Origin of the sequence: Paenibacillus sp. PAMC21692 (assembly GCF_014303795.1) — a bacterium.
Taxonomy (GTDB): Bacteria; Bacillota; Bacilli; order Paenibacillales; family Paenibacillaceae; genus Pristimantibacillus; species Pristimantibacillus agaridevorans.
In genome coordinates this window covers 898,951-924,772 of the sequence record NZ_CP060293.1, presented here as the reverse complement: position 1 = coordinate 924,772, position 25,822 = coordinate 898,951, and the positions used below count along the sequence as shown (strand labels likewise).

At 51.8% G+C, this 25,822-nt stretch carries 19 protein-coding genes, 2 tRNA genes and 3 rRNA genes; 7 read left to right on the top strand and 17 right to left on the bottom strand.

Annotation, left to right across the window (positions count from 1 at the left end; all coding sequences use genetic code 11):
- Positions 1 to 8 precede the first annotated feature (8 nt).
- From H7F31_RS03720 to H7F31_RS03705, 4 genes are all read right to left on the bottom strand, one after another.
- Positions 9 to 338: a cyclic-di-AMP receptor gene (locus H7F31_RS03720; protein ID WP_087571169.1), complete on the bottom strand. Its 330-nt coding sequence runs from the start codon at positions 336 to 338 to the stop codon at positions 9 to 11.
- A gap of 181 nt (positions 339 to 519) precedes the next feature.
- Positions 520 to 1,152: a dTMP kinase gene (gene tmk, locus H7F31_RS03715; protein WP_187103085.1), complete on the bottom strand. Its 633-nt coding sequence runs from the start codon at positions 1,150 to 1,152 to the stop codon at positions 520 to 522.
- A gap of 103 nt (positions 1,153 to 1,255) precedes the next feature.
- Positions 1,256 to 2,854 (bottom strand): aminotransferase class I/II-fold pyridoxal phosphate-dependent enzyme, encoded by a 1,599-nt coding sequence (locus H7F31_RS03710; RefSeq protein ID WP_187103084.1) that lies wholly within the window; start codon positions 2,852 to 2,854, stop codon positions 1,256 to 1,258.
- Positions 2,855 to 3,073: 219 nt separating this feature from the next.
- The gene (locus tag H7F31_RS03705; RefSeq protein ID WP_187103083.1) at positions 3,074 to 3,265 is read right to left on the bottom strand and encodes a sigma factor G inhibitor Gin; all 192 of its coding nucleotides are present in this window, start codon (positions 3,263 to 3,265) and stop codon (positions 3,074 to 3,076) included.
- A 267-nt stretch (positions 3,266 to 3,532) separates the two neighbouring features.
- On the opposite strand from H7F31_RS03705, the gene H7F31_RS03700 reads away from it, so the two are divergent.
- Positions 3,533 to 4,063: a transposase gene (locus tag H7F31_RS03700; protein ID WP_187103082.1), complete on the top strand. Its 531-nt coding sequence runs from the start codon at positions 3,533 to 3,535 to the stop codon at positions 4,061 to 4,063.
- A 689-nt stretch (positions 4,064 to 4,752) separates the two neighbouring features.
- On the opposite strand, the gene rrf is transcribed toward H7F31_RS03700, so the two are convergent.
- The 7 genes from rrf to gyrA all read right to left on the bottom strand — a co-directional run bounded on the left by rrf (position 4,753) and on the right by gyrA (position 13,895).
- A 5S ribosomal RNA gene (gene rrf, locus H7F31_RS03695) occupies positions 4,753 to 4,869 on the bottom strand.
- A gap of 87 nt (positions 4,870 to 4,956) precedes the next feature.
- Positions 4,957 to 7,894 (bottom strand): 23S ribosomal RNA (locus tag H7F31_RS03690).
- Positions 7,895 to 8,037: 143 nt separating this feature from the next.
- A tRNA-Ala gene (locus tag H7F31_RS03685) sits at positions 8,038 to 8,113 on the bottom strand.
- A 30-nt stretch (positions 8,114 to 8,143) separates the two neighbouring features.
- Positions 8,144 to 8,220, bottom strand: a tRNA-Ile gene (locus tag H7F31_RS03680).
- A 136-nt stretch (positions 8,221 to 8,356) separates the two neighbouring features.
- Positions 8,357 to 9,911, bottom strand: a 16S ribosomal RNA gene (locus H7F31_RS03675).
- The 16S, 23S and 5S rRNA genes sit together here with 2 tRNA genes alongside, the layout of an rRNA operon.
- Positions 9,912 to 10,285: 374 nt before the next feature.
- Entirely contained in the window at positions 10,286 to 11,347 is a 1,062-nt protein-coding gene (locus H7F31_RS03670) for an HD-GYP domain-containing protein (RefSeq protein WP_187103081.1), read from the bottom strand.
- Between the two features lie 67 nt (positions 11,348 to 11,414).
- Positions 11,415 to 13,895: a DNA gyrase subunit A gene (gene gyrA, locus H7F31_RS03665; protein ID WP_187103080.1), complete on the bottom strand. Its 2,481-nt coding sequence runs from the start codon at positions 13,893 to 13,895 to the stop codon at positions 11,415 to 11,417.
- A gap of 352 nt (positions 13,896 to 14,247) precedes the next feature.
- Between gyrA and H7F31_RS03660 the strand changes: the two genes are divergently transcribed.
- Positions 14,248 to 15,024 (top strand): YheC/YheD family protein, encoded by a 777-nt coding sequence (locus tag H7F31_RS03660; RefSeq protein WP_261800288.1) that lies wholly within the window; start codon positions 14,248 to 14,250, stop codon positions 15,022 to 15,024.
- Between the two features lie 58 nt (positions 15,025 to 15,082).
- Here the strand turns inward: H7F31_RS03660 and gyrB are convergent, their stop codons facing one another.
- The 6 genes from gyrB to dnaA form a co-directional block, all read right to left on the bottom strand.
- Positions 15,083 to 16,990, bottom strand: a complete 1,908-nt coding sequence (gene gyrB / locus H7F31_RS03655) for a DNA topoisomerase (ATP-hydrolyzing) subunit B (RefSeq protein ID WP_187103079.1) — start codon at positions 16,988 to 16,990, stop codon at positions 15,083 to 15,085.
- A gap of 38 nt (positions 16,991 to 17,028) precedes the next feature.
- Complete coding sequence (remB, locus tag H7F31_RS03650; RefSeq protein ID WP_087572529.1) at positions 17,029 to 17,280, bottom strand: extracellular matrix regulator RemB; 252 nt, start codon at positions 17,278 to 17,280, stop codon at positions 17,029 to 17,031.
- Between the two features lie 27 nt (positions 17,281 to 17,307).
- Positions 17,308 to 18,417 (bottom strand): DNA replication/repair protein RecF, encoded by a 1,110-nt coding sequence (recF, locus tag H7F31_RS03645; protein WP_087572530.1) that lies wholly within the window; start codon positions 18,415 to 18,417, stop codon positions 17,308 to 17,310.
- Positions 18,418 to 18,441: 24 nt separating this feature from the next.
- On the bottom strand, positions 18,442 to 18,657 hold the full coding sequence (gene yaaA, locus H7F31_RS03640) for a S4 domain-containing protein YaaA (RefSeq protein WP_187103078.1): 216 nt from the start codon (positions 18,655 to 18,657) through the stop codon (positions 18,442 to 18,444).
- Between the two features lie 29 nt (positions 18,658 to 18,686).
- Positions 18,687 to 19,823, bottom strand: coding sequence for a DNA polymerase III subunit beta (gene dnaN / locus H7F31_RS03635; RefSeq protein ID WP_187103077.1), 1,137 nt, complete (start codon positions 19,821 to 19,823; stop codon positions 18,687 to 18,689).
- 376 nt (positions 19,824 to 20,199) lie between these two features.
- Positions 20,200 to 21,555, bottom strand: a complete 1,356-nt coding sequence (dnaA, locus tag H7F31_RS03630) for a chromosomal replication initiator protein DnaA (protein WP_087572532.1) — start codon at positions 21,553 to 21,555, stop codon at positions 20,200 to 20,202.
- A 565-nt stretch (positions 21,556 to 22,120) separates the two neighbouring features.
- Between dnaA and rpmH the strand changes: the two genes are divergently transcribed.
- From rpmH to mnmE, 5 genes are all read left to right on the top strand, one after another.
- Entirely contained in the window at positions 22,121 to 22,255 is a 135-nt protein-coding gene (gene rpmH / locus H7F31_RS03625; RefSeq protein ID WP_087572533.1) for a 50S ribosomal protein L34, read from the top strand.
- A 191-nt stretch (positions 22,256 to 22,446) separates the two neighbouring features.
- Positions 22,447 to 22,791: a ribonuclease P protein component gene (gene rnpA, locus H7F31_RS03620; RefSeq protein ID WP_087572534.1), complete on the top strand. Its 345-nt coding sequence runs from the start codon at positions 22,447 to 22,449 to the stop codon at positions 22,789 to 22,791.
- 132 nt (positions 22,792 to 22,923) lie between these two features.
- Complete coding sequence (locus tag H7F31_RS03615; RefSeq protein ID WP_087572535.1) at positions 22,924 to 23,706, top strand: YidC/Oxa1 family membrane protein insertase; 783 nt, start codon at positions 22,924 to 22,926, stop codon at positions 23,704 to 23,706.
- Positions 23,703 to 24,323 (top strand): RNA-binding cell elongation regulator Jag/EloR, encoded by a 621-nt coding sequence (gene jag, locus H7F31_RS03610; protein WP_087572536.1) that lies wholly within the window; start codon positions 23,703 to 23,705, stop codon positions 24,321 to 24,323. The genes H7F31_RS03615 and jag overlap by 4 nt, the downstream gene beginning before the upstream one ends.
- 111 nt (positions 24,324 to 24,434) lie before the next feature.
- The gene (gene mnmE, locus H7F31_RS03605; RefSeq protein ID WP_187103076.1) at positions 24,435 to 25,814 is read left to right on the top strand and encodes a tRNA uridine-5-carboxymethylaminomethyl(34) synthesis GTPase MnmE; all 1,380 of its coding nucleotides are present in this window, start codon (positions 24,435 to 24,437) and stop codon (positions 25,812 to 25,814) included.
- Positions 25,815 to 25,822: the final 8 nt, after the last annotated feature.

The following is a 25,822-nucleotide window of genomic DNA, read 5'->3' as shown; positions in this document are numbered from 1 at the left end:
ACACCCAATCAGAAGTGTTCGAATCTCTCCACCGGCATGACGAATACCGCCGCGCCGCCAATCTGCACCTCAACGGGGAACGGAATGTAGGAATCCGTCGAGCCGCCCATTGGAGACACCGGCGTAACCAATTGATCGCGTACCTTGCAGTTCGCGCTGATTACTTGAAGCACCTCATGCACGCGCTCATCCTCAATCCCGATCATGAACGTCGTATTTCCCGCACGCAGGAACCCGCCTGTACTTGCCAGCTTCGTCGCACGGAATCCCTCTCTTACAAGCGCATTCGACAACCGGTTGCTATCCTTATCCTGAATGACCGCAATAACTAATTTCATCCTCATTCCCCCTCGTTTAAGATTAAATTAGGTCATCGCCTTTGCGTAACGCGCTGCGCCGCCGAAGGACGGCGACAGCCGTTTCACCTTATCCTATGCATTGGGCTGTTATCGGTTACTGGAACTGCTTGGAGCAACCGTATCCCGCAACCGTCATGATGCCGACAATCGTACGTCCTGCCTATCTGTTCAGTCGGTCCATCAGCACCTGCAGCGCTTCGTCGAATACGTCATCCGGAAGCCTGTCCGCGTTTACTGACACGATCCGTTCCGGAAACCGCTCCAGCAGCATCCGATAGCCTTCTCTTACACGCTCATGGAAGGAATGACGCTCCAGATCGAGACGATTGATCTCTCTGTCCGCTGCCGCATTGATTCGGGAGAGTCCCACCTCAGGCGACACGTCCAGGAACAAAGTTAGTTCCGGCATGATATCTTGTATGGCGAATGTGTTGATCTCCCATACTGCGTCCATCCCAAGACCTCTCGCATGGCCCTGATAAGCCAAACTGCTGTCGACGAACCGATCGCAGATTACGATGGCGCCTTGTTCGAGCGCCGGCATTACCTTCTCCACCAGATGCTGCCTTCGTGAAGCCGCATACAACAACGCTTCGGTTCTTGCATCCATCGCCGTATGCGCAGGATCCAGAATCACGGTCCGAATCTGCTCCGCGATCGGAATGCCGCCCGGCTCGCGCGTCGTCATCACATCCCATCCCTTCTGCCGAAGCGCATGGGAGAGACGCTGGATCAGCGTTGTTTTACCTGATCCTTCGCCGCCTTCTATAGTAATGAAGTTTCCTTTAGTCAACTTGCCGTTTCCCCTAACCTACTTGACTTGTACTCTTATTTATTGTAACAAAGCGGACGTGACACCACAACGAAATTCGTTGAATCATGCGCTTTTTCGAGCTTTAGCCCCCAGGTTTTTCCTCATAGACAGCAATTGTGTCCATTCCGGAGTCGACTGCTCCCTGAAAATTGGCTCTTCCGGAAGCTAATCTCTCAATTTCATCTGCCATCGCAATCGTCAATCTCTCTCCTGCATACAATAGCGGAATACCCGGCGGATACGGAACAACCATCTCGGCGACACGGCGGCCTACTGCATCTCGAAGCGGCAAACGGATGCTGGGCTGGTTCCGGTACCATCCTCCGCCGAACGACACAGGCTCTTCTAATTCAGTCGCAGCCCATACTGCCGAGCTCGCTAAATGCCTAATTTCAACTTCTTCCTTTGCTGATCGTTTCATGTTGGGCGCAATGTCATCCATTTCACTTACAATTGCTTGATGTATGGATGTTATGGAATCTCTCAACCGCTCCATATGCTCATCGCCAGTACCAATCCCGATCAGCAGCACCACGTATAAGTTATCCGACATCTCCGCCCAACAGCCCTTCTCTTCGAGCAGCTGCTGCAGTTGCTTGCCGGTTAGAGTTCCGGTCGAATCATGAAGCACGATTCTAAGCGGATCCCGCTGAAGCGAAGTATGCTCTATCATCACGCTCCTGTCATGCTTGCTACTGACGGTTGCATCCGTTAAGGCGGCTTCTTGAAGGAACAGCTTACCAGCCTTCAGCCAAGCACGGAATGTTCGGGCATGAGCTAAGGCAGGCTGGAACAGCTCCTCTTGAAAAGAAGCTATCATTGCTCGGGAAATATCGAGCGATGCCATAATCGGAAACGACGGACTGGAGCTCTGAACGATAGCCAGCGCTTGCTTCAAGCGATCCAGGTTTATTCGATTACCCTGAATATGGAGCATGGCTCCCATCGTAAGAGCAGGCAGCGTCTTATGAGTCGATTGCACAGCCGCATCCGCTCCCGCTTGCATCGCCGACCGCGGGAACTCACGATGTTGACCGTAATGGGCTCCATGGGCCTCGTCCACCAGCAGCGGAACACCGTATTGATGCGCCGTCTCCGCATATCGATTTAATTGCTCACCCATGCCATAGTAATTGGGATTCGATAAGAAGACTGCTTTCGCTTGCGGGTGACGTTTCAGCGCTGCTTCTATCCCGCTAAGAGAGGGGATTACAGCAAGCCCAGAACCTGCATCGCGCTGTGGACTAACGAAAACGGCCGAAGCTCCCGCGAGTTTCAATCCATTAATGACCGACTTATGTACATTCCGCTGCACGATCACCAGATCACCAGGATCACATACTGCTAGCAGCATAGCCAGATTGCCCGATGTGCTTCCTCCAACCAGAAAAAAAGTTGCTTCTGCATGAAAGCTTTGCGCAGCCAAAATCTGCGCCTCTTGGATCGCCGCCTCGGGATGATGCAAATCATCCGTAGAGGATAATTCCGTCAAATCGATCCCCATAATGGCATCATAGGTTTGCCTAAAGGCTTCTATTGTATTACCTGTTGAAGTGTTTGCTGCGGCTCCAAGCTCCTGCCATACCTGTCCATTCTGATGTCCCGGTACATGAAAGCTTCGCGGCCTGCTGATCGCATGTTTTTTTAATGCTTCATATATAGGTGCATTTATAGGGTTCATTTAGTTGCAATCCCTTCTTAGCCCATAGGGCGGTGTCTGCCTACATTGTAGCGAATGAAAGCACACTCGTAAACGTTGACCGGGAGCAAGGTGAAACGGCTGTTGCCGTCTTTTGGCATTGCAGCGCGTTTCATTCCGAGATTTATAGGTCAAGTATGGAGAAAACTTATACTTTCCTATAATTCAAGAAAAAAAGCAGCCTCTTTATTAGAAGCCGCTTTAAGCATTTTTCTCAACGAGCAATTGTTTCATCTGATGAATAAAAAAAGGATATTTGGCGTCTTGAACGTCGGTCTGTACCATCTCCGTCTCACAATCCTCGCATATGAAACCAGTTACGATAACAATCCCTTCGCCCTCCGCCTTGGGCCTTCCACAAATGATGCAATGGTGATCGCGAAATTCGTTCATTCCAATCCCCGCTTTCTATCGCCATCGTCTTTACCTACTATTATGGCACATAGTCTATTGAAATATACTTGTTTCATGTGAAAATCTTCTAAAGAAGTCTTTCGAGGATGTGCGCCTGCGCGCAACGGTAGTTTTTCTCGTTATCGTATGCCAGATCTGGGCGATTGGTGATTCCTGAGCCCAAATTTGTAGTGCACAACTGTCTATTGCATGCCGATAAATGTAAGGAAGAGGATTGTAAATTCCGGAGAAGAGGACAATCATCCTATGAAGCAATCATTATCCCAGCAACAGAATGCCACTATATATCAGTATCAGCTTGTTAAAAGAGTCATGGTGAGACCCGAGCTGGTTACCAGCCATCTCATTATTGCAGGCATCTTCCTTGGCATCCAGATGCTTGCCTATGGCATGAACGGACTGTTTGCCTGGCTGTTCGGATTCGCAGCTATTCAGCTGCTTCATATCCTTATTTTATTAGTAACCTTCATTCAGGTAGATGAAGCAGCCGATCGCAAATGGATTTGGCGTATTATCCCTCCATGGATCGGATTCAAGCCGGCTAACGACATTACTTTGCATCTGTTCCGCCGGGTTCATCGCCATCTCTTTTGGCTGGGACTATGCGTTATCGGCGTTGTGTACCCTTGGGCGACGCCTGCGCTCATGATTAGCCTTATAAGCTGGCATACATGGCTGCTCGTACCTCGGATGCTGCTGTCTCTATCCTTCCGCAAGCAGCGCAAGGACGGCGTCCTGCGCCTAGAGTCCAAAGAAGCTTCGTACTATCATCGTTAAGTTTGTCTTCAAATCCAACTTTTGCCCTCATGGCCCGTAAGGGTAGTGGGGCTTTTTGTTTAGAGCAATTATGTTGGTATTTGCGGGATATGGTGCGGTTGGAGCTCAGTATGTCGCTCTCACCGACTTATTTAAGAGAAATGGTGCGGTTGGTGCTCAGTAGGTCGGCGACGCCAGCTTATTTACGGAAAATGATGCGTTTGGTGCGCAGTACGTCGGTCTCACCGACTTATTTAAGAGAAATGGTGCGGTTGGTGCTCAGTAAGTCGCTGTCGCCGACTTATTTACGGAAAATGATGCGTTTGGAGCCCAGTAGGTCGGTCTCACCGACTTATTTTCGAGTAATCATGGATTTTGGAGGCAGTATGTCGGTGTCGCCGACGTAGTCGCAGTAATTGGTTTGTTCAGTTGGCAGGTTGTCGGCGTGAGCGACAACCGTTGCTTGGCGATGTCCATTCCGCACCGGGAGTGAATTAGCTTCGAAGCAATCGCATCCACGGTCGGCGTCTGAACCTACCTCTAAAGCCGGGCCAGCATCGTCGAGTTGCATCGATCAGAGGGTTCGGACACTCTCCCAGCTATAGGGAGAGGAACGTCGCCCAGGGACGGTTGGATAGGCACAGCCTCCATCCAACCGTCCCTGAACGCACAAAAAACCTGCCGCATTAATCTGCGGCAGGTCGTTTTGTGCTTGGCGACGTCCTACTCTCCCAGGACCCTGCGGTCCAAGTACCATCGGCGCTGGAGGGCTTAACGGTCGTGTTCGGTATGGGAACGCGTGGTTCCCCTCCGCCATCGCCACCAAACGTAGCGTGGATTGCACGCTGAAAACTGGATACGAAAGTGTGCTGAATCTTTAGCTTGCTTACCGGTTGTATGACCAAGTAAGCGATTAGGATAAGCCCTCGACCGATTAGTATTCGTCAGCTCCACACATTGCTGTGCTTCCACCCCGAACCTATCAACCTCGTCGTCTTCAAGGGGTCTTACATACTGGGAAATCTCATCTTGAGGGGGGCTTCACGCTTAGATGCTTTCAGCGCTTATCCCGTCCGTACTTGGCTACCCAGCGGTGCTCCTGGCGGAACAACTGGTACACCAGCGGTACGTCCATCCCGGTCCTCTCGTACTAAGGACAGCTCCTCTCAAATTTCCTACGCCCGCGACAGATAGGGACCGAACTGTCTCACGACGTTCTGAACCCAGCTCGCGTACCGCTTTAATGGGCGAACAGCCCAACCCTTGGGACCTACTTCAGCCCCAGGATGCGATGAGCCGACATCGAGGTGCCAAACCTCCCCGTCGATGTGGACTCTTGGGGGAGATAAGCCTGTTATCCCCAGGGTAGCTTTTATCCGTTGAGCGATGGCCCTTCCATTCGGTACCACCGGATCACTAAGCCCGACTTTCGTCCCTGCTCGACTTGTAGGTCTCGCAGTCAAGCTCCCTTATGCCTTTGCACTCTTCGAATGATTTCCAACCATTCTGAGGGAACCTTTGGGCGCCTCCGTTACATTTTAGGAGGCGACCGCCCCAGTCAAACTGCCCGCCTGACACGGTCCCCGTACCGGATTCACGGTACCAGGTTAGAACTCCGATACGATCAGGGTGGTATCCCAACGGCGCCTCCACCGAAGCTGGCGCTCCGGCTTCAAAGGCTCCCACCTATCCTGTACAGATCGTACCAAAGTCCAATATCAAGCTGCAGTAAAGCTCCATGGGGTCTTTCCGTCTTGTCGCGGGTAACCTGCATCTTCACAGGTATTAAAATTTCACCGGATCTCTCGTTGAGACAGCGCCCAATTCGTTACGCCATTCGTGCGGGTCAGAATTTACCTGACAAGGAATTTCGCTACCTTAGGACCGTTATAGTTACGGCCGCCGTTTACTGGGGCTTCGGTTCACAGCTTCGGGTTGCCCCTAACCGCTCCCCTTAACCTTCCAGCACCGGGCAGGCGTCAGCCCGTATACTTCGCCTTACGGCTTCGCACAGACCTGTGTTTTTGCTAAACAGTCGATTGGGCCTTTTCACTGCGGCCCCCTCGGGCTATTCACCCTACCGAGGCACCCCTTCTCCCGAAGTTACGGGGTCATTTTGCCGAGTTCCTTAACGAGAGTTCTTCCGCGCGCCTTAGCATGCTCTGCTCGCCTACCTGTGTCGGTTTGCGGTACGGGCACCATCACCTGGCTAGAGGCTTTTCTTGACAGCCGGAGTACATGACCTTCGCTACTGCAATTTTCGCTCCCCATCACAGCCCAGCCTAACGACTTGCGGATTTGCCTACAAGTCAGCCTCACTGCTTGGACGGGCTATTCCATCAGCCCGCGTCACTGCCCTTCTGTGTCACCCCATTGCTCATAACGGCTTACGGTGGTACAGGAATTTCAACCTGTTGTCCTTCCACTACGCCTTTCGGCCTCGCGTTAGGTCCCGACTTACCCTGAGTGGACGAGCCTTCCTCAGGAACCCTTAGGCTTTCGGCGGACAAGATTCTCACTTGTCTTTTCGTTACTCATACCGGCATTCTCACTTGAATACAGTCCACCAGTCCTCACGGTCCAACTTCAATCCGTATTCAACGCTCCCCTACCCAAGTAAATCCAAAGGATTTACGTTGCCATAGCTTCGGTGGTGTGTTTAGCCCCGTTACATTTTCGGCGCAGAGTCACTCGACCAGTGAGCTATTACGCACTCTTTAAATGGTGGCTGCTTCTAAGCCAACATCCTGGTTGTCTGTGCAACTCCACATCCTTTCCCACTTAACACACACTTGGGGACCTTAGCTGATGATCTGGGCTGTTTCCCTCTTGACAATGGATCTTAGCACTCACTGTCTGACTCCCGGTAAGCATGTCAATGGCATTCGGAGTTTGACTAGACTTGGTAACCCTTGGCGGGCCCCGCACCCAATCAGTGCTCTACCTCCACGACACTCATAACCGAGGCTAGCCCTAAAGCTATTTCGGGGAGAACCAGCTATCTCCGAGTTCGATTGGAATTTCTCCGCTACCCCCACCTCATCCCCGCACTTTTCAACGTGCGTGGGTTCGGGCCTCCAGTGCGTGTTACCGCACCTTCACCCTGGACAGGGGTAGATCACACGGTTTCGGGTCTACGACCACGTACTTAAGCGCCCTATTCAGACTCGCTTTCGCTGCGGCTCCGGCTTTCCACCTTAACCTTGCACGTAATCGTAACTCGCCGGTTCATTCTACAAAAGGCACGCCATCACCCATTGATCGGGCTCTGACTTCTTGTAAGCGCACGGTTTCAGGTTCTTTTTCACTCCGCTCCCGCGGTGCTTTTCACCTTTCCCTCACGGTACTGCTTCACTATCGGTCACCAGGGAGTATTTAGCCTTGGCAGATGGTCCTGCCGGATTCCGACGGGGTTTCACGTGTCCCGCCGTACTCAGGATACACCTCGGAGAGAATGGACTTTTGGTTACAGGGCTTTTACCTGCTATGGCGGGCCTTTCCAGACCTCTTCGCCTAATCCATTCCTTTGTAACTCCATGTGAGATGTCCTACAACCCCAAGGAGCAAGCTCCTTGGTTTGGGCTAATCCGCGTTCGCTCGCCGCTACTGACGGAATCACTTTTGTTTTCTCTTCCTCGGGGTACTTAGATGTTTCAGTTCCCCCGGTATGCCTCTACCCAACCTATGTATTCAGTTGAGAGTAACTGGACATTACTCCAGCTGGGTTTCCCCATTCGGAAATCCCCGGATCAAAGCCTGCTTACGGCTCCCCGAGGCGGTATCGTTGTTCGCCACGTCCTTCTTCGGCTCCTGGTGCCTAGGCATCCTCCGTGCGCTCTTACTAGCTTAACCTAGTATTTTCGACGAACTGCATTGCTGCAGCCATCTGTTAATCCAGCTAAAGGATGTTCAGCAGAAGATTTTCATCTTCTATTTACTTTCGTTATCCAGTTTTCAAGGTGCAAATTCGCACATGCTCCCTAAGGGGATGTGCTTGGTGGAGCCAAGCGGGATCGAACCGCTGACCTCCTGCTTGCAAGGCAGGCGCTCTCCCAGCTGAGCTATGGCCCCGTAATGGGATCAACACTTCAGTGATGATAATGGTGGGCCTTAGTGGACTCGAACCACCGACCTCACCCTTATCAGGGGTGCGCTCTAACCAGCTGAGCTAAAGGCCCTTGGGTATGATTACGCTTGTGAAAGAGGATTAGTCTTTCAAAACTGACAACGAGCGAGCAACTTCCTGCCTGAGAGTTACTGCTATGGAAGCAATGCTTCCTATCCAGTCATCATCGTGACTGGGTATATCCTTAGAAAGGAGGTGATCCAGCCGCACCTTCCGATACGGCTACCTTGTTACGACTTCACCCCAATCATCTACCCCACCTTCGGCGGCTGGCTCCCTTGCGGGTTACCCCACCGACTTCGGGTGTTGTAAACTCTCGTGGTGTGACGGGCGGTGTGTACAAGACCCGGGAACGTATTCACCGCGGCATGCTGATCCGCGATTACTAGCAATTCCGACTTCATGCAGGCGAGTTGCAGCCTGCAATCCGAACTGAGACCAGCTTTGATAGGATTGGCTCCACCTCGCGGTTTCGCTTCCCGTTGTACTGGCCATTGTAGTACGTGTGTAGCCCAGGTCATAAGGGGCATGATGATTTGACGTCATCCCCACCTTCCTCCGGTTTGTCACCGGCAGTCACCTTAGAGTGCCCATCCGAAATGCTGGCAACTAAGATCAAGGGTTGCGCTCGTTGCGGGACTTAACCCAACATCTCACGACACGAGCTGACGACAACCATGCACCACCTGTCTCCTCTGTCCCGAAGGAAAGCCCTATCTCTAGGACGGTCAGAGGGATGTCAAGACCTGGTAAGGTTCTTCGCGTTGCTTCGAATTAAACCACATACTCCACTGCTTGTGCGGGTCCCCGTCAATTCCTTTGAGTTTCAGTCTTGCGACCGTACTCCCCAGGCGGAATGCTTAATGTGTTAACTTCGGCACCAAGGGTATCGAAACCCCTAACACCTAGCATTCATCGTTTACGGCGTGGACTACCAGGGTATCTAATCCTGTTTGCTCCCCACGCTTTCGCGCCTCAGCGTCAGTTACAGCCCAGAAAGTCGCCTTCGCCACTGGTGTTCCTCCACATCTCTACGCATTTCACCGCTACACGTGGAATTCCACTTTCCTCTTCTGCACTCAAGTCCACCAGTTTCCAGTGCGAACCAGGGTTGAGCCCCAGCCTTAAACACCAGACTTAATGAACCGCCTGCGCGCGCTTTACGCCCAATAATTCCGGACAACGCTTGCCCCCTACGTATTACCGCGGCTGCTGGCACGTAGTTAGCCGGGGCTTTCTTCTCAGGTACCGTCACCTTGAGAGCAGTTACTCTCCCAAGCGTTCTTCCCTGGCAACAGAGCTTTACGATCCGAAAACCTTCATCACTCACGCGGCGTTGCTCCGTCAGGCTTTCGCCCATTGCGGAAGATTCCCTACTGCTGCCTCCCGTAGGAGTCTGGGCCGTGTCTCAGTCCCAGTGTGGCCGATCACCCTCTCAGGTCGGCTACGCATCGTCGCCTTGGTGAGCCGTTACCTCACCAACTAGCTAATGCGCCGCAGGTCCATCCAACAGTGACAGATTGCTCCGTCTTTCCCGATTCGGCCATGCGACCAAATCGCGTATCCGGTATTAGCATTCGTTTCCGAATGTTATCCCGGTCTGTCGGGCAGGTTACCTACGTGTTACTCACCCGTCCGCCGCTAAGCATCAGAGGTGCAAGCACCTCATCAACTCCGCTCGACTTGCATGTATTAGGCACGCCGCCAGCGTTCGTCCTGAGCCAGGATCAAACTCTCCATTAAAGTGTTTGACTTGCTCATTACGTTGTTGCTATCCAAACTTCCTCCTTGGACAAGCCAAATTCGAAAGTTTGTTATTCGATTCAATCTTGCGATTGTATCGGGCAGTTTCGCTCGTTGTTCAGTTTTCAAAGAACAATCTTTTCTTTCGTTGCCGGCGTCAATCTCTCGCGGCGACAAGAAATAATATATCACGAACGCCTATTGGATTGCAAGTGTTTTTTTAAATTAATTTAATTTCAACGTTTTAACCGTTCCAAGCGAAGCCCTCTCCTTAATCTATCTCGAACTTTTTTCATTCCATGGTAAAAAAATAAAAGCAAACCGTATCGTCCGCCGATGATTCCGGTCTCCGATAGGCTTGCCCTTATGATGCGCTATTTCAACACTTCTTTAATATGGAACTGCCGCTCGATAACCAGGTTGACAATCTTGCCGTCAATGGACACCCATGGCCGCGTCGGATGGGTACGGTCCGAGAAGACGATCTCGCCGATCCGTTCATCGCTAAGTCTGACGATGGTTCCATTATGGAACTGCGTCACTTTCTCCACGAACGTTCTGACATAGCCAGGATCCAGCTTTCCGAAAGCATCGCTCAATATTTGCTCCAATACAAGGTATGGAGAGACGGCCTTCTTGTAGCCCCTGTTTAGCGTCATCGCATGGAATATATCCGCAATGCTCACGATCTTTGCATATGGATGAATTTGGCTGGCATCTATGCCAAGCGGGTAACCCGTGCCGTCGACCTTCTCATGATGCTGAAGCGCCGTCAGCTTGACGCCTTCATTAAGCGCTGCAACGTTCTTTAGCAACTGATAGCCCAGGACGGTATGCCGCTTCATCTCCTCTTGCTCAACGGCCGTCAGCGGGGTAGGCTTGGACAGAATCGATTTATCGATGCGCACATTGCCAATATCCTTAAGAAGACCGGCGAGCGCTACCTGCATCCAATCCTTCTGCGGAAGTCCCCCCCACTGAGCGATCAGATAGGAGGTCATCGCGGAAGTCACGTTATTGTGAAGCAGATAGTCGCGTTCCTGGAATACTCTTGGCGCGAAGGTGAGCACCTTGTACTCCGATATCCGGCCCAAGAGCTTCTCGAGCTGCACTCGAAGATCCATGACAGGCATTCCCTGCCCGGTCACATAGTTGTTGAACAGCCTCCTGAGCACCTCGATCATCTTTTCGTACTCTTGCTGGAAGGGAGTCACCGGCTGCTGTACAGGTTGTGCCGCCTGTGCCGGCTGGGCTTCCGGCGGAATTGCATCGCCGTAGTCGACCATAACGGTATTCACCAAGAAGGCTTGCAGAATATCCAGTTCCTTCGTTGTAATAATTCTCCCTTTGTGAAACAATATGCCGCCGAGCGGGGTGAGAACATCCTCCCCGATCTTATCGCCCATCTTAAGCTGCGCAACCGCTACTGCGACCATCCTATTCCCCTCCCCCGCGAACAAAGCGCAGGATCAATGTTTAACAAATCCGACTGCCGCTGATTCCTTATTCGGATTCCGAGCCTTCTACGTCCTGTTCGTCCTCGGACGAAGCCACTTCTTCTTCGCTCCGCGCAACGCGAGTGACAGTCGCAACCGTATCGTCTTCGCGCGTATTGATCAGCTTGACGCCTTGCGTATTCCGTCCCATCGTGGAGATTCCTTCCATGCTGGTCCGTATCAAAGTGCCAAGCGCCGTCATTATCATCAGATCCTCGTCGTTCTCGACAACCTTAAGGGAAACGATCGGGCCGTTTTTGTCTGTAACGTTAAGCGTCTTAATCCCCTTGCCGCCACGGTTCTGGATCCGATACTCGCCGACCGGCGTACGCTTGCCGTAGCCCTTGGCCGTAACGATAAGCACATCCTTGTCAAGTACAACTACGTCCATGTCAATGACCGTATCGTCATCGTCCAGACCAATGCCCTTAACGCCGGTAGCCGACCGTCCCATGGACCTAACATCGTCTTCCGAGAAACGGATGGACATGCCTTGGGCGGTACCCATGATGATCTCTTGGTTGCCGTCCGTCAGCTTCACGCCGATCAAGTCGTCATCTTCGCGCAAGGAGATCGCGATTAGTCCCACTTTGCGGATATTAATATAATCGTCAAGCGGCGTTTTCTTGACCACGCCTTGTCTTGTCGCGAAGAACAGATAATGATCCGCGTCGAACGCTTGAACCGGGATGACGGCGTTAACCGTCTCGCCCTGCTCAATCTGAATCAGGTTAATAATCGGCGTTCCCCGCGCTGTACGGCTGAGATCCGGAATTTCATAGGCTTTGAGCTTATACACCTTGCCTTTGTTCGTAAAGAACAACAGGAAGTGATGCGTATTCGATACGAAGAGATGCTCGACGAAGTCATGCTCCTTCGTATCCATGCCTACAACGCCCTTACCCCCGCGCTTCTGGCTGCGATACGTCGTCACTGGGAGACGCTTGATGTAGCCGGAGTGCGTAATGGAGATGATTACGTCTTCGCGAGGAATGAGGTCCTCATCCAGAATTTCTTCGTCGCTGGCCGTGATCTCCGTGCGGCGTTCGTCGCCGAACCGCTCTTTGATCTCATTAAGCTCTGTGCTGATGATATCGAGCACAAGCTGCTCGTCCGCAAGAATAGCCTTGTACTCGGCAATCTTGGCCAAAAGCTCGGCATATTCCGCCTCGATTTTGTCCCGCTCCAGTCCGGTCAGACGCTGCAGGCGCATATCCAGAATCGCTTGCGCTTGCTCGTGGCTGAGGGAGAAACGGGTAATCAAACCTTCGCGCGCTTCTTCCGTCGTACGCGATCCGCGAATAAGCGCGATGACCTCGTCGAGGTTGTCGAGCGCGATCCGCAAGCCTTCCAGAATATGCGCGCGCGCCTCGGCCTTCTTGAGGTCGTATTCTGTACGGCGTCTTATGACTTCGATCTGATGCTGCAAATAATGATACAGCATGTCGCGCAAATTCAGCGTCTTTGGCTCGCCATTTACAAGCGCTAGCATGTTAATGCCGAAGTTCGACTGCAATTGCGTATGCTTGTACAAGTTGTTTAGCACGACGCTCGGATTGACGTCGCGGCGAAGCTCGATGACGACCCGCATGCCGTTACGGTCGGATTCGTCGCGCAGATCGGTAATGCCCTCGATCTTCTTTTCGCGCACCAGCTCCGCGATCTTTTCAACCAGTCTCGCCTTAATGACCTGGTAAGGCAGCTCGTGAACAATAATACGCGCTTTGCCGTTGTTCTCCTCGATCGTCGCGCGGGCGCGCATCGTTACCGAGCCGCGGCCCGTCAAATAAGCCTGGCGAATGCCCGATAGCCCCATGACATAAGCGGCCGTCGGGAAGTCCGGTCCTTTGACATATTCCATCAGCTCTAGCGAAGTAATGTCCGGATTGCGGATAAGCGCCTGAGCGCCGTCAATAACCTCATTCAGGTTATGCGGAGGTATATTCGTCGCCATGCCTACGGCGATGCCCGTTACCCCGTTTACCAGCAGGTTCGGGAATCGGGAAGGCAGTACGACGGGCTCTTGTTCTTCGCCATCATAGTTTGGAGCGAAGTCGATCGTTTCTTTGTTAATATCGCGAAGCAGCTCCATAGCCATCTTGGACAGACGTGCTTCGGTATAACGCATAGCCGCCGCCATATCGCCGTCGATGGAACCGAAGTTGCCGTGCCCGTCTACGAGCATATAACGCATGGAGAAGTCCTGCGCCATCCGAACCATGGATTCGTAGACCGCCGAATCGCCGTGCGGGTGGTACTTGCCGATGACTTCCCCTACAATTCTCGCCGATTTCTTATGCGGCTTGTCCGGAGACATGCCGAGCTCCGACATTGCGAACAGAATACGGCGATGCACCGGCTTAAGCCCGTCGCGCACATCCGGCAACGCGCGGCTCACGATAATACTCATCGCGTAATCCATGAAGGAGTCGCGCATCTCCGTACCGATATCGCGGTCTGTCACTGACATTCTTTGTTCTTCCGCCATGCTTTACCTCCCTGACGTCATCTATCTGGTGAATCGTCAACCATTCCTAGTTCTATCTTTAACATTTAATTCTTGCATAAACCTGTTGTGCCGTTATGACAGCAACCGCTAGGGCTGCTCCATTTGGCGGAATCGCCTGTTCCGGACCCATTGTTAAAAATAGGCCTTTCCTCAAGCTCCGAACGCGAAAAATGGTCATAGATTAAATAGACCCAACTTTTATTATACCATTCATTCCATAGTCTGTCTTGCCCAGGAGCCGGGTGATAAAAGAAAAAGATGTCGCTTATTCGGCGCCGTTCCACCGCTTCGAGAACTCCGGCATCCTGCAGGAACTATCCCATAGAAAGAGGTGAATCCCCTGGCTATCCAACGTGTCAGAAGCAAGTGGGCAAAAACAAAAGTGCTCCTGCGCTCTGCCGAAATGCACAGCTACATCCCGCTGACGAAGCGGTACAGCCGCGAATCTCTGCATCGCATGCTGCAAGAGTACGAGATGGTCTACGTGAAGCCCGTCAGCGGCACACACGGCAACGGAGTCATCCGGGTTGAGCGTACAGGAGGGCAAGGGGGCGGCTACCGCTTCCACCACGGAACGACGGAACGTTATGGAGCCAGCTTCGATTCCTTGTTCGAAGCGTTAAATTCCTATGCGGGCCGCAAGGGTTATATCGTGCAGAAGGGCATTCAACTGCTCAAGCATCAGGGCCGCCGCTTTGACTTGCGCGTCATGGTGCAAAAAAATTTAAGCAACCAATGGGAAACCTCCGGCATTATCGGGAGACTCGCGCCTCCTCGCAAAATCATAACCAACTACCATGGCGGCGGAACGATAATATCATTTGAGAGACTGCTGTCCTCTCATCTGTCCGCCTCCGAGATGAGCGCGCTCCAAGCAAGGCTTAAGAGGCTTGGCGTCAAGATCGGCAAGCAGTTGCAAACGGCCTATCCCGGTCTCAAGGAGCTTGGCGTCGATGTCGCCATCGATACAAAGTTCCACCCTTGGGTACTGGAAGTGAACACGAAGCCACATCCCTATATTTTCAACAAGCTGGCCGACAAGTCGATGCACCGCAAAGTAACCCGATATGCAGCAGCCTATGGAGGAATCAAACGCAAAAAGCATTAACCCCCCTGTACAGTCCTTGAGAAGAAAAGCAGCCCCCGTCATGGGTGGCTGCTTCCGCTTAGATATCCAGATTTGCGTATCTGGCATACTTCTGAATGAATTCGCGCCGGGGCTCGACGTTGTCGCCCATCAGCGTATCGAAGATCGTATCGGCTTCGATCGCGTCCTGGATCGACACCTGGAGCATAGAACGGCTCTCGGGATCCATCGTCGTCTCCCACAGCTGGGTGGCGTCCATCTCTCCGAGACCTTTGTAGCGCTGGATATTTACCTTCACGCCTTCGCCGAACTCCGCGAGGATCACGTCGCGCTCCTTCTCCGTCAAGGCGTAGCGGACAACCTTGTTGCGCTCGATCTTAAAGAGCGGCGGCTGCGCGATGTAGACGAAGCCCGCTTCGATAATCTCCCTCATGTAGCGGTAGAAAAACGTTAGCAGCAGCGTACGAATATGCGCGCCGTCGACGTCGGCGTCCGTCATGATGATGATCTTATGGTAACGGGCCTTCGAGATTTCGAAGTCGTCGCTGATGCCCGTGCCTAGCGCCGTAATAATCGCACGAATCTCGGCATTGCCGAGAATGCGGTCCAGGCGGGCTTTCTCTACGTTCAGGATTTTGCCCCTGAGCGGAAGTATCGCTTGGAAATGACGATCGCGCCCTTGCTTGGCAGATCCGCCCGCGGAGTCTCCTTCGACGATATACAGTTCGCTGATTGCCGCGTCCTTGGAGGAGCAGTCGGCCAGCTTGCCCGGGAGCGATCCAACCTCGAGCGCGCTCTTACGACGCGTCAGCTCGCGTGCCTTGCGCGCCGCTTCGCGCGCGCGCGCGGCTTGGAGGCCTTTCTCCACGATGCGACGGGATACGCCAGGATTCTCTTCGAGGAACTCCTGGAACTTCTCGGCGAAGAACGACTCTACGATGCCCCGAACCTCGCTGTTGCCCAGCTTCGTCTTCGTCTGTCCCTCGAATTGCGGTTCGGGGATCTTTACGGAGATGATCGCGGTGAGGCCCTCCCGCACGTCGTCGCCCGAGAAGTTGGAATCGTTGTCCTTGATGAGATTCGTTTTGCGCGCGTAATCGTTAATGATCCGCGTCAGCGCGCTCTTGAAGCCGGATTCATGCGTACCGCCCTCATGCGTATTGATGTTATTGGCAAAGGAGTAAATGTTCTCCGTGTAGCTGTCGTTATATTGCAGCGCGACTTCGACCTGGATATGGTCCTTCGAGCCCTCTACATAGATTGGAGTCTCATGCAGCGCCTCGCGATTGCGGTTCAGGAACAAAACGAACTCGTTCAGACCGCCGTCGTATTTAAACGAATTGGACACGTCCGTACGCTCGTCCGTCAGCGTAATCTCGATGCCCTTGTTCAGAAACGCCAGCTCGCGAATACGGGACTGAAGCGTCTCGTAGTCGAATACCGTCGTCTCCGTAAAAATCTCGGGATCCGGCAGGAAGGTTACCTTTGTGCCCGTCTCCTCGGATTCGCCCACGACCTTGATATCGTATTGGGGAATGCCTCTGCGGTATTCCTGCTGATAGAGTTTGCCATGGAGTTTAACCTGCACGATGACAGACTCCGACAGGGCATTGACGACCGACACGCCTACGCCGTGCAGACCGCCGGATACTTTATATCCCTCGCCGCCGAACTTGCCGCCGGCATGAAGAACGGTCATGACAACCTCGAGCGTCGACTTCTGCAGCTTCGTGTTCATCCCGACCGGGATTCCGCGTCCGTTGTCGATAACGGTAATGCTGTTGTTCTCGTGCACGATCACGTCGATCTTGTCGCAATAGCCGGCCAGCGCTTCGTCGATACTGTTGTCGACTACCTCCCATACGAGATGGTGAAGACCCTTTCCGCTGGTGGAGCCGATATACATCCCCGGACGTTTGCGGACGGCCTCCAACCCTTCAAGAACCTGTATCTGACTCTCGTCATACGTGTTCTGTTCCAAAGTCATGCAAGCTCACTGCTCCTCTCGACTGCTCTTCCTATTGCTTATCCATTCGCCGCGAAATGATGGGCTCGTTTCTTGAGCGTTGAGGATGATATGGGCGAATAGTAGATTTTCTTCTTTGTGACGACGATAGACTTCGGCTCTTCTTCGCCGATCGTCTCCACGTCCTTGCGCTTATGGGCTCCCGCGACGAATTGCTTGGACAGCTTGGAGGACTGCTCAATGGATATATCAAAGATGGCTACGAGCTCTACGGCCCTGATAATCTTTTCTCCGCCCAGATGGATGTACATGTCTCCTCCAGCCCCCTGTTCATCTCGTTATACGGTGACTCTGCCTTCTCGCACATAATAGATACCGGCATCGTGGAGCTTGCTCGTGTTGACGCTCTCCAGGCCGGTCGTTGTAATAAAGGTCTGAACCTTGCTTTGAAAAGTTTCGATGAGCTGCGTCTGACGGTTCTGATCCAGCTCCGACAGAACATCATCGAGCAAGAGCAGCGGATATTCCCCGATCTCCTCATGAATCAGCTCGATCTCGGCAAGCTTCAGCGACAAAGCAGTAGTGCGCTGCTGCCCTTGCGAGCCGAATATCTGCGCTTCCTTGCCATTGATGAAGAAGGCCAAATCGTCGCGATGAGGTCCGGCAAGCGTGACCCCTCTCCGAATCTCCTGATCTTTCACTTGTGATAACTTTAACATAAATTGATCAAATAAAACAGGTTCATCTTGCGTCGTGTCCACATCGAAGGAGGGTCGATACTCAATCGTCAGCTTCTCCGAACCGTTCGTAATGCCGGCATGGATCTGTTCCGCGAAGATTTGCAATTTATGTATAAAGTGTTTCCTTTTTTTCATAATTTTAACACCGAGCTCGGCAAGCTGCATATTCCACACTTCCATCATCGTCGCGTTGACAGTCCCCGGACCTGCACTTTTCAGGTAGTTGTTTCGCTGCTGAAGCACCTTGCCGTATTGCTGAAGCGTATAAAGATAGCCGGGCTGCACCTGCCCGATCTCCATGTCCAGAAATCGGCGGCGCACGCCCGGCGTGCCCTTGACTATCTCGAGATCCTCCGGCGCGAACATGACGACGTTAACGGAACCGATGAAATCGCTCAGCTTGCGCTGCTCCAGCCCGTTGATCTTCGCCTTCTTGCCCTGCGAGGAGAACAGCAAATCGAGGGTGATGCTGCCGTACCGCTTATCCACCGCCCCCGATATTCTCGCGGAATCGCCTTGCCAACCGATCAGTTCTTTGTCCTTGGACGTGCGATGCGACTTCGACAGCGCAAGTACAAAGATGGCTTCCAGCAGATTCGTTTTGCCTTGGGCGTTTGGACCCAAAAAGACGTTAACCTTGTTCGGAGTTGCAAGATCGAGGCCGGCATAATTCCGGTAATTGCTCAATTCGATATTCGTCAGAAACACGTTTCGTTCCTCCCGGTGCTTCGCCTATTCGCGCGTGACGACAAACATGCCTTGCCCTTCGACTTCCACTTTGTCGCCAGCGTAAAGCTTGCGGCCCCGGCGATTGTCGGCCTCCCCGTTAATGTGGATAACCGTCTCCTGCAAAAAAAATTTAGCTTGTCCACCTGTGGATATGCAATCCGCCAGCTTCAAAAACTTCCCTAATTCGATATATTCCGTCCGAATGGATACTTCTTTCATTCTTTCATCACCCTTTCAGCTTGCTTGGCTTAACCTGTCGTACGGTAAGGCAGAATGACGTACATGCTGTATGGGTGGTCCATCGGTTTTACGATAATGGGGCGCATAGCGCCGGAAAAACCGATGAACAGCTGTTCGCTGTCGATAACTTTGAGCACGTCGAGCATATATTTGGAGTTGAACGCAATCCGCAGCGGTTCGCCTGTCAACTGCTTTACATCAAGCTGCTCCGTTACGCGGCCAAGCTCCGTTGAACTGGACGAAATCTCAATCGTACCGTCATCTAGTGTCGCAAGTCTGACGATGTTCGTCTTTTCTTCGCGGGACATGAGGTAGGCGCGATCGATTGCGTCCATCACGTTTTTGGTGTCGAGCACAAGTTCTGTCTCGAATACTTGCGGAATAATCTTGGATGTATCCGGGTAAGTGCCGTCAAGAATACGCGTATAGAACAGAATATTGTCGACCTTGAATAATACCTGGTTGTCCGCAACGACGACATCGACTAGCGTATTCTGATCCGGAATTAGACGGGACAATTCGTTGAGCGTCTTGGCGGAAATAACGATATTGCTGAAGTTCAGCTCGGAATCGACTTTTGTCGTACGGCTGGCAAGACGATGACGGTCCGTGGCAACGAACTTGAGCATGCTGTCGTGAAGATTCCAGAGCACGCCGGTCAGGATCGGCGTTTGTTCGCTTGTCGAAGCGGCGAGAATCGTTTGGCGGATCATCGATTTGATCAAGTCTCCGGGAATTTGAAGAATGTCGTTCTGTTCGATCGACGGCAGGACAGGGAACTCTTCCGGATCCAGGCCGACCATTTGGATTTCCGAGGAACCGGAGCGAATAATCGTTTGGAAGCCGCTTCTTACCTCAATCATCACTTGGTCGGAAGGGAGTTTTTTTACGATTTCAACGAAAAACTTGGCAGGAAGCACAACGCTTCCCGGTTTGTCGATTTGCGCGATAATTTTATCTCCTTGTTCTACGGAGATAAAGCTTTGAATAGATATATCTGTATCGCTGGCAGTCAGCGTTACGAATTGATGGTTTACATCGAACTTGATGCCACCGAGGATCGGAATGGCGGGACGGGCCGAGACGGCTTTGGCGACTTGTTGAATCGCGTCGTTTAGTTCGTTTTTGGAAATCGTGAGTTTCATTTGTTCACCCGTTTTCTACAAGATTTGAGGGTATCAGCCCCGAAACGACGAAGTCGTTGAAAAGGTTGTTCAAAAAGTCCGCTTCCCATCACGAAGCATCTCAAGCAGCGTATTCGACATCGAATCTTGAATTCAGGCGAAACTTCCGTTGCTCACGTAGCTTCCACTACGCTCCGCTACTCAGTTTCTACCTTCTTTCAATCTTCTTGGTGTTGAAAACCGAACTTTTTGAACTTGCATTTGTATAGGTATTATTTTAAAGATTTTTTAGTAGTCGTAGTAGTAGGGGCCCTGAATATGTGGATAACCCCATTTAAAGCGGATAAAGCAAGCCTATCCACATGTGCATAGCTTGTGCATAGGCTTGCTCTGTTGTTCACATTTGATTTTTGACTTTTTCCGTCAAATTCTGAATGATCTTGTACAGCTCCTGATCGATCTTAAGCTGCCTTGTTATTTTCTCGTGCGCATGAATGACTGTCGTGTGGTCACGGCCGCCGAACGCTTCGCCGATCTTCGGAAGCGAGTAATCCGTAAGCTCCCGCGAGAGGTACATCGCGATTTGTCTCGGATAAGCGACGGCTTTCGTCCGTTTTCGCGCTTTGAACTCCTCCAGGCGCAGCCCGTAAAATTCGCCAACTTTCGTCTGTATATCCTGAATCGTGATCATGCGCGGCCGGCTCGACGGAATAATATCCTTAAGCGCCTCCGCGGCCAGATGCGATGTAATATCGGCATTGATCAGCGACGAATAGGCGACGACCCGGATCAGCGCGCCTTCCAGCTCGCGGATGTTCGTATCGATCTGGTTGGCGATATAGTTCATGGCTTCGTTGGGAATATCGAGATTTTCGGCTTTTGCCTTCTTTCGAAGAATAGCAATCCGCGTCTCCAGATCCGGCGGCTGGATATCGGTGATGAGTCCCCACTCGAATCGGGAGCGCAGCCGGTCTTCTAAAGTTGGTATTTCTTTCGGCGGACGGTCGCTGGAGATGACGATCTGCTTGCGTTCTTCGTGCAGCGCGTTAAACGTATGGAAAAATTCCTCTTGCGTCTGCTCCTTGCCGGCCAAAAATTGAATATCGTCAATAAGCAGCACGTCGATATTGCGGTACTTCGTCCTGAAGCTCTCGCCCTGGCTGTCCCGGATGGCATTAATGAATTCATTCGTGAATTTCTCGGAAGAAATATAAAGAACCCGCGTATTGGGGTTGTGATCCATAATGTAGTGTCCGATTGCGTGCATCAAGTGAGTCTTGCCTAGTCCAACGCCCCCATAGAGGAACAGTGGATTATAGGCTTTGGCCGGAGCTTCGGCGACTGCTAGCGAGGCCGCGTGGGCGAACCGGTTGTTGGCACCGATGACGAATGTATCGAACGTATACTTGGGGTTAAGCATATGAGTGTGCGGCTCGTCGGACGAGACAGGAGGCTGCACGTTTTTGGGAGGGAACACGATGCTATGCTCGGCGGCGGTTTTCGGTTCCTCGATGGAGAAGCGCACATCGATCTGTCTGCCGAGGAATTCGTACAGTGTTGTTCGAATCAGCTTCGTATATCGGCCTTCCAGCCATTCGGCGGCAAACGTGGTCGGCGCCGTTACTTCAAGTATGGAATCATCGACGAAGGAAGCCTTGGTTGCCTTGAACCAGGTGTCAAAGCTCGGCTTGCTCAGCTTCGTCTGAATGATGGACAATACTTGTTGCCATAAATCGTAGGTATGGCTGTCCACAGACTGTCACTCCTTATCTTCTGTCGCCCAGAGGCGGGCCCGCGCGGAAACTTGTCGAATACCTATCTGCATGCACGAAATATCCACATTATGACGGATATTTAAGATGTGAGTTATAAATAGGGGATAATGTTGTTCACAATGTTATCCACAGGCTGTTAATAAAATGGTGTGGAATAGTTGGTCATCCACAACGAAAACATATCTATCATAGCAAAAGATGCCTTGTATTTCAACGAATTGCCGGATATTATCCACATACTCAAGAGCTTGTGTATAAAAGTTATCGACAACACAAGATATTGTTAATATCATGTTACCATTTCGACAAAGTTCGATTTTGGCCCCAAAAAATTGTCCACATGTTATTAGTTTTCGTCGAACCTTTGTCGTTCATTCATTTATCCACAGGCATGAGTCGAAAAAAATGGCAGTCGTCGGCGCAGGGGCAAACATTGACTTTTTGCCCTCCGCGTGGTTTAATTATAAAAGTGTATTTTTGTCTTGGACGGGCGCGTATCGTCCGATGTATGGATCCACACGTAATATAGGAGGTGCAATATAAATGAGACCTACATTTAAACCAAATGTAAGCAAACGTGCTAAAGTGCATGGCTTCCGCAAGCGGATGAGCACAAAGAACGGTCGTAAAGTTTTGGCGGCTCGTCGTCAAAAGGGAAGAAAAGTACTGAGCGCGTAAGCAGAAGACCACCGGACGTGGTCTTTTTTTTTGCTCAGTTTCGGACAGACTTGACATATAGTGCGAGTTCAAAAAGTTCGGTTGCCTTCAATCTTCGATGTCGAGTTAGCTTCCTGGCATACTTCGTAATGGGAATCGGACTTTTTGAACAACCTCATAATAGAATGAAGAGAGAACGGTGGATATAAGACGTGCGTAGAAAATTGCGTCTTCGCAGCCGCGAAGATTTCAATCGGGTCTATCGGGGCGGAAAATCGTTCGCGAACGGCCAATTCGTCGTATATTGGTCAAGGCAAAGAGTAGCGGACCCATTCCGGCTCGGCGTGTCGGCCAGTAAAAAAATCGGCAATGCCGTCATGCGCAATCGGATGAGAAGAATGGTAAAGGAAATCGTGCGTCATATGGAGGACCGGATCGTACCTGGAACGGACTTCATTCTCATCGTCAGGAAGCCGGCAACGGCCATGGAGATGAAGGAGATGGAGAAGAGCGTCGGGCATGTGCTGAGGAAAGCCGGCTTATTAAAGAAGCAATGATTTCTAGTGATGAAACTTACAGCGCTGCCAAAGGTCGGAGACAGCCGTTTCATCTTGTTTATTTGTGTATTAAATTATGGTATAGTCTATCTTGGAATAGAACTATGCAGAAGCTCTCAGAGAGGAGATTTAATGTTGTTTCGGAATACAAATCGAAAATGGCTTCTCGTGGCGGGTCTAGTATTGGTTATGGGCCTCCTTGCAGGCTGTGCTCCTGCCGATCATACCATGGATACGCCCGACTTGCTCAAGGGTAATTTCTGGGAGAAAAACGTCGTTTATTATTTCGCTATTACGCTTGATACGTTCGCTAACTGGTTCGGCGGCTCCTATGTGTTGGCGATCCTGCTGCTAACGATTATCGTTAGAACGCTCATTCTGCCGTTGACACTTAAGCAGTATCGCAGTTCCAAGGCTATGCAAGCGTTACAGCCGCAAATGGCGGAAATTAAGAAGAAATATAAGGACAACCCGCAGAAGCAACAAGAAGAGACGATGAAACTGTTCCAGACGCATGGCGTCAACCCCTTGGCGGGCTGTCTGCCGTTGATCGTTCAGATGCCGGTATTTATCGCGCTTTACAATGCCATCTACTGGAATCAGGACATCCGTACCGAAACGTTGTTCGGCTTCGGACTCGGCGAGCCAAGCCCATGGTACTTCTTGCCGGTGCTAGCCGCGATTACGACCTTCGTCCAATCGAAGATGATGCAGAAGCAGCAGACGCAGCAAATGCCGGGCATGGGGATGATCATGACGATTTTCCCGGTGCTGATCTTCGTGATGTCGATGTCGTTCCCTGCTGCATTGCCGCTGTACTGGGTATTCAGCAACACGTATACGATCGTTCAAAACTACTTCCTGTACGTACGTGGTTCATCTGACAAGGGTAAGAAGGAGGTCCTTGCAAAATGAAGAAAATCGTTGCATCGGGCAAGACGATAGACGATGCTGTGCGTAATGGATTGACACAATGGCAAGTAACGGAAGACCGTGTTAAAGTTGTCGTGCTGGAGCAGCCGTCCAAAGGGCTGTTCGGGCTGATTGGCGTCAAGGAAGCCAAGGTGGAGCTGGAGCTTATTCCGGATCCGCTGGAGGAAGCCGAGCAGTTCCTTGTCGAAGTCGCGCGTACAATGGGACTTTCAGTTCAGATCGATCGCAAGCAAACGAAAGAAGGTTTCTACTTGTCCGTATCGGGCGGGGGAGACCTGGGCATGCTGATTGGACGCCGGGGGGGCACGCTTGATGCGCTGCAGTACCTGGTAAATATTGTGGCCAACCGTTATTCAGACAGTCATCTTCGTATCGTCCTTGATGCAGAGGATTTTCGCGAGCGTCGCCGCAAGACGTTGGAGGAGCTCTCCGACCGATTGGCGGGACGAGTTATCCGCACGAGAAAGGAAGTCGTTCTCGAGCCGATGACGCCGCATGAACGCAAGGTCATCCATTCGCAGCTTCAGAACCATCCTAAGGTAAGGACGTTCAGCAAGGGAGACGAACCGAATCGGCGCGTCGTCATTGCGCTGAGGTAAGGCGATTATTACCTAACCATCCATACCGGTATCCGATTCGCAGCAATGGCTTCCCAAGGTCATTGCTGTTTTTCCATTCTGCGCAAGAAGCATAAAGAGGTGTTGATAGTCATGATTCACGATACGATCGCCGCGATCTCGACCGCTGTTGGCGAGGGCGGCATCGCGATCATTCGGGTAAGCGGACCGCAGGCGATTAGCGGTATATCCCGTATTTTTTCGTCGAAAATAAGTCTAAACGAGGCCGAGTCGCATACGGTTCATTACGGGCACATCGTTGATCCCGCCAGCGGGGAGAAGATCGAGGAGGTGCTGCTCACGCTGATGCGCGGACCGCGCTCCTTTACGGCAGAAGATGTCGTCGAGATCAACGCGCATGGCGGCGTCATCGCGGTGAAGAAGGTGCTGGACATCGTGTTGCTGCAGGATAATATCCGAACGGCGGAGCCCGGCGAATTCACGAAGCGGGCATTTCTGAACGGCCGCATTGACCTGATGCAAGCGGAAGCCGTTATCGACCTCATCCGATCGAAGTCGGATCGGGCGTTCTCCGTTGCACGAAAACAAGCGGAAGGCGCGTTGTCGAAAAAGATCAAGGCGCTGCGTCAGACGGTCATCGAGCTGCTTGCCCATATTGAGGTCAATATCGATTATCCCGAGCATGATGTCGAAGAGATGACAAGCGCGTATATCCGCGAACAATGTCAGCTTGCCATCGGCGAAATCGACAAATTGCTAAAAACCGCGAACGAAGGCAAAATATTGCGTGAAGGCATTGTGACGGCAATTGTCGGAAGGCCTAATGTGGGCAAGTCGTCGCTTATGAACGTATTGACGCAGGAGAACAAAGCAATCGTGACCGATATTCCGGGTACGACACGCGATGTCATCGAACAATTCGTGACGTTAAACGGCATACCGCTTCGTCTGCTGGATACGGCGGGGATTCGGGAAACGAGCGACATTGTGGAACGGATCGGGGTAGAGAGGTCGCGCGACGCGTTTCAGGATGCGGATCTGATCTTGTTCGTGCTTAATTATAATGAACCGCTGCAGAGCGATGATCGGCAGCTGCTTCAGCAGCTTGAAGGGAGATCGGTTGTCGCCATCATCAACAAAACCGACTTGCCAGGTCATCTGGAGATGGACGAGGTTGAACGTTACGTTGCTTCGGATCGCATTGTAAGGATGTCCGTTCTGGAAGAGCGGGGACTGGACGGCTTGGAAGCTACAATTAGCGAGATGTTCTTCGAAGGGCAGTTGGAGGCAAATGATCTGACTTATGTCAGCAACGTTCGACATATTTCGCTATTAAAGCGGGCGAAAGGTTCGCTTGAGGATGCAATAGAGGCAACCTATTCGGGTATACCGATTGATGTGATACAGATTGACGCAAGACTCGCTTGGGAATCGCTTGGTGAAATTTTGGGCGATGAAGCGGGCGATTCATTGATTGACCAAATTTTCTCACAGTTTTGTCTTGGAAAGTAGGAGGGATC

Coding starts and splice junctions, on each gene's coding strand:
- H7F31_RS03700 (WP_187103082.1), top strand. CDS start 3,533: ATGAAGCAATCATTATCCCAGCAACAGAATGCCACTATATATCAGTAT.
- dnaN (WP_187103077.1), bottom strand. CDS start 19,823: ATGAAACTCACGATTTCCAAAAACGAACTAAACGACGCGATTCAACAA.
- H7F31_RS03670 (WP_187103081.1), bottom strand. CDS start 11,347: ATGGTCGCAGTAGCGGTTGCGCAGCTTAAGATGGGCGATAAGATCGGG.
- H7F31_RS03615 (WP_087572535.1), top strand. CDS start 22,924: ATGTTGTTTCGGAATACAAATCGAAAATGGCTTCTCGTGGCGGGTCTA.
- yaaA (WP_187103078.1), bottom strand. CDS start 18,657: ATGAAAGAAGTATCCATTCGGACGGAATATATCGAATTAGGGAAGTTT.
- gyrA (WP_187103080.1), bottom strand. CDS start 13,895: ATGGCGGAAGAACAAAGAATGTCAGTGACAGACCGCGATATCGGTACG.
- jag (WP_087572536.1), top strand. CDS start 23,703: ATGAAGAAAATCGTTGCATCGGGCAAGACGATAGACGATGCTGTGCGT.
- gyrB (WP_187103079.1), bottom strand. CDS start 16,990: ATGACTTTGGAACAGAACACGTATGACGAGAGTCAGATACAGGTTCTT.
- H7F31_RS03710 (WP_187103084.1), bottom strand. CDS start 2,854: ATGAACCCTATAAATGCACCTATATATGAAGCATTAAAAAAACATGCG.
- rpmH (WP_087572533.1), top strand. CDS start 22,121: ATGAGACCTACATTTAAACCAAATGTAAGCAAACGTGCTAAAGTGCAT.
- remB (WP_087572529.1), bottom strand. CDS start 17,280: ATGTACATCCATCTGGGCGGAGAAAAGATTATCAGGGCCGTAGAGCTC.
- mnmE (WP_187103076.1), top strand. CDS start 24,435: ATGATTCACGATACGATCGCCGCGATCTCGACCGCTGTTGGCGAGGGC.
- H7F31_RS03720 (WP_087571169.1), bottom strand. CDS start 338: ATGAAATTAGTTATTGCGGTCATTCAGGATAAGGATAGCAACCGGTTG.
- H7F31_RS03705 (WP_187103083.1), bottom strand. CDS start 3,265: ATGAACGAATTTCGCGATCACCATTGCATCATTTGTGGAAGGCCCAAG.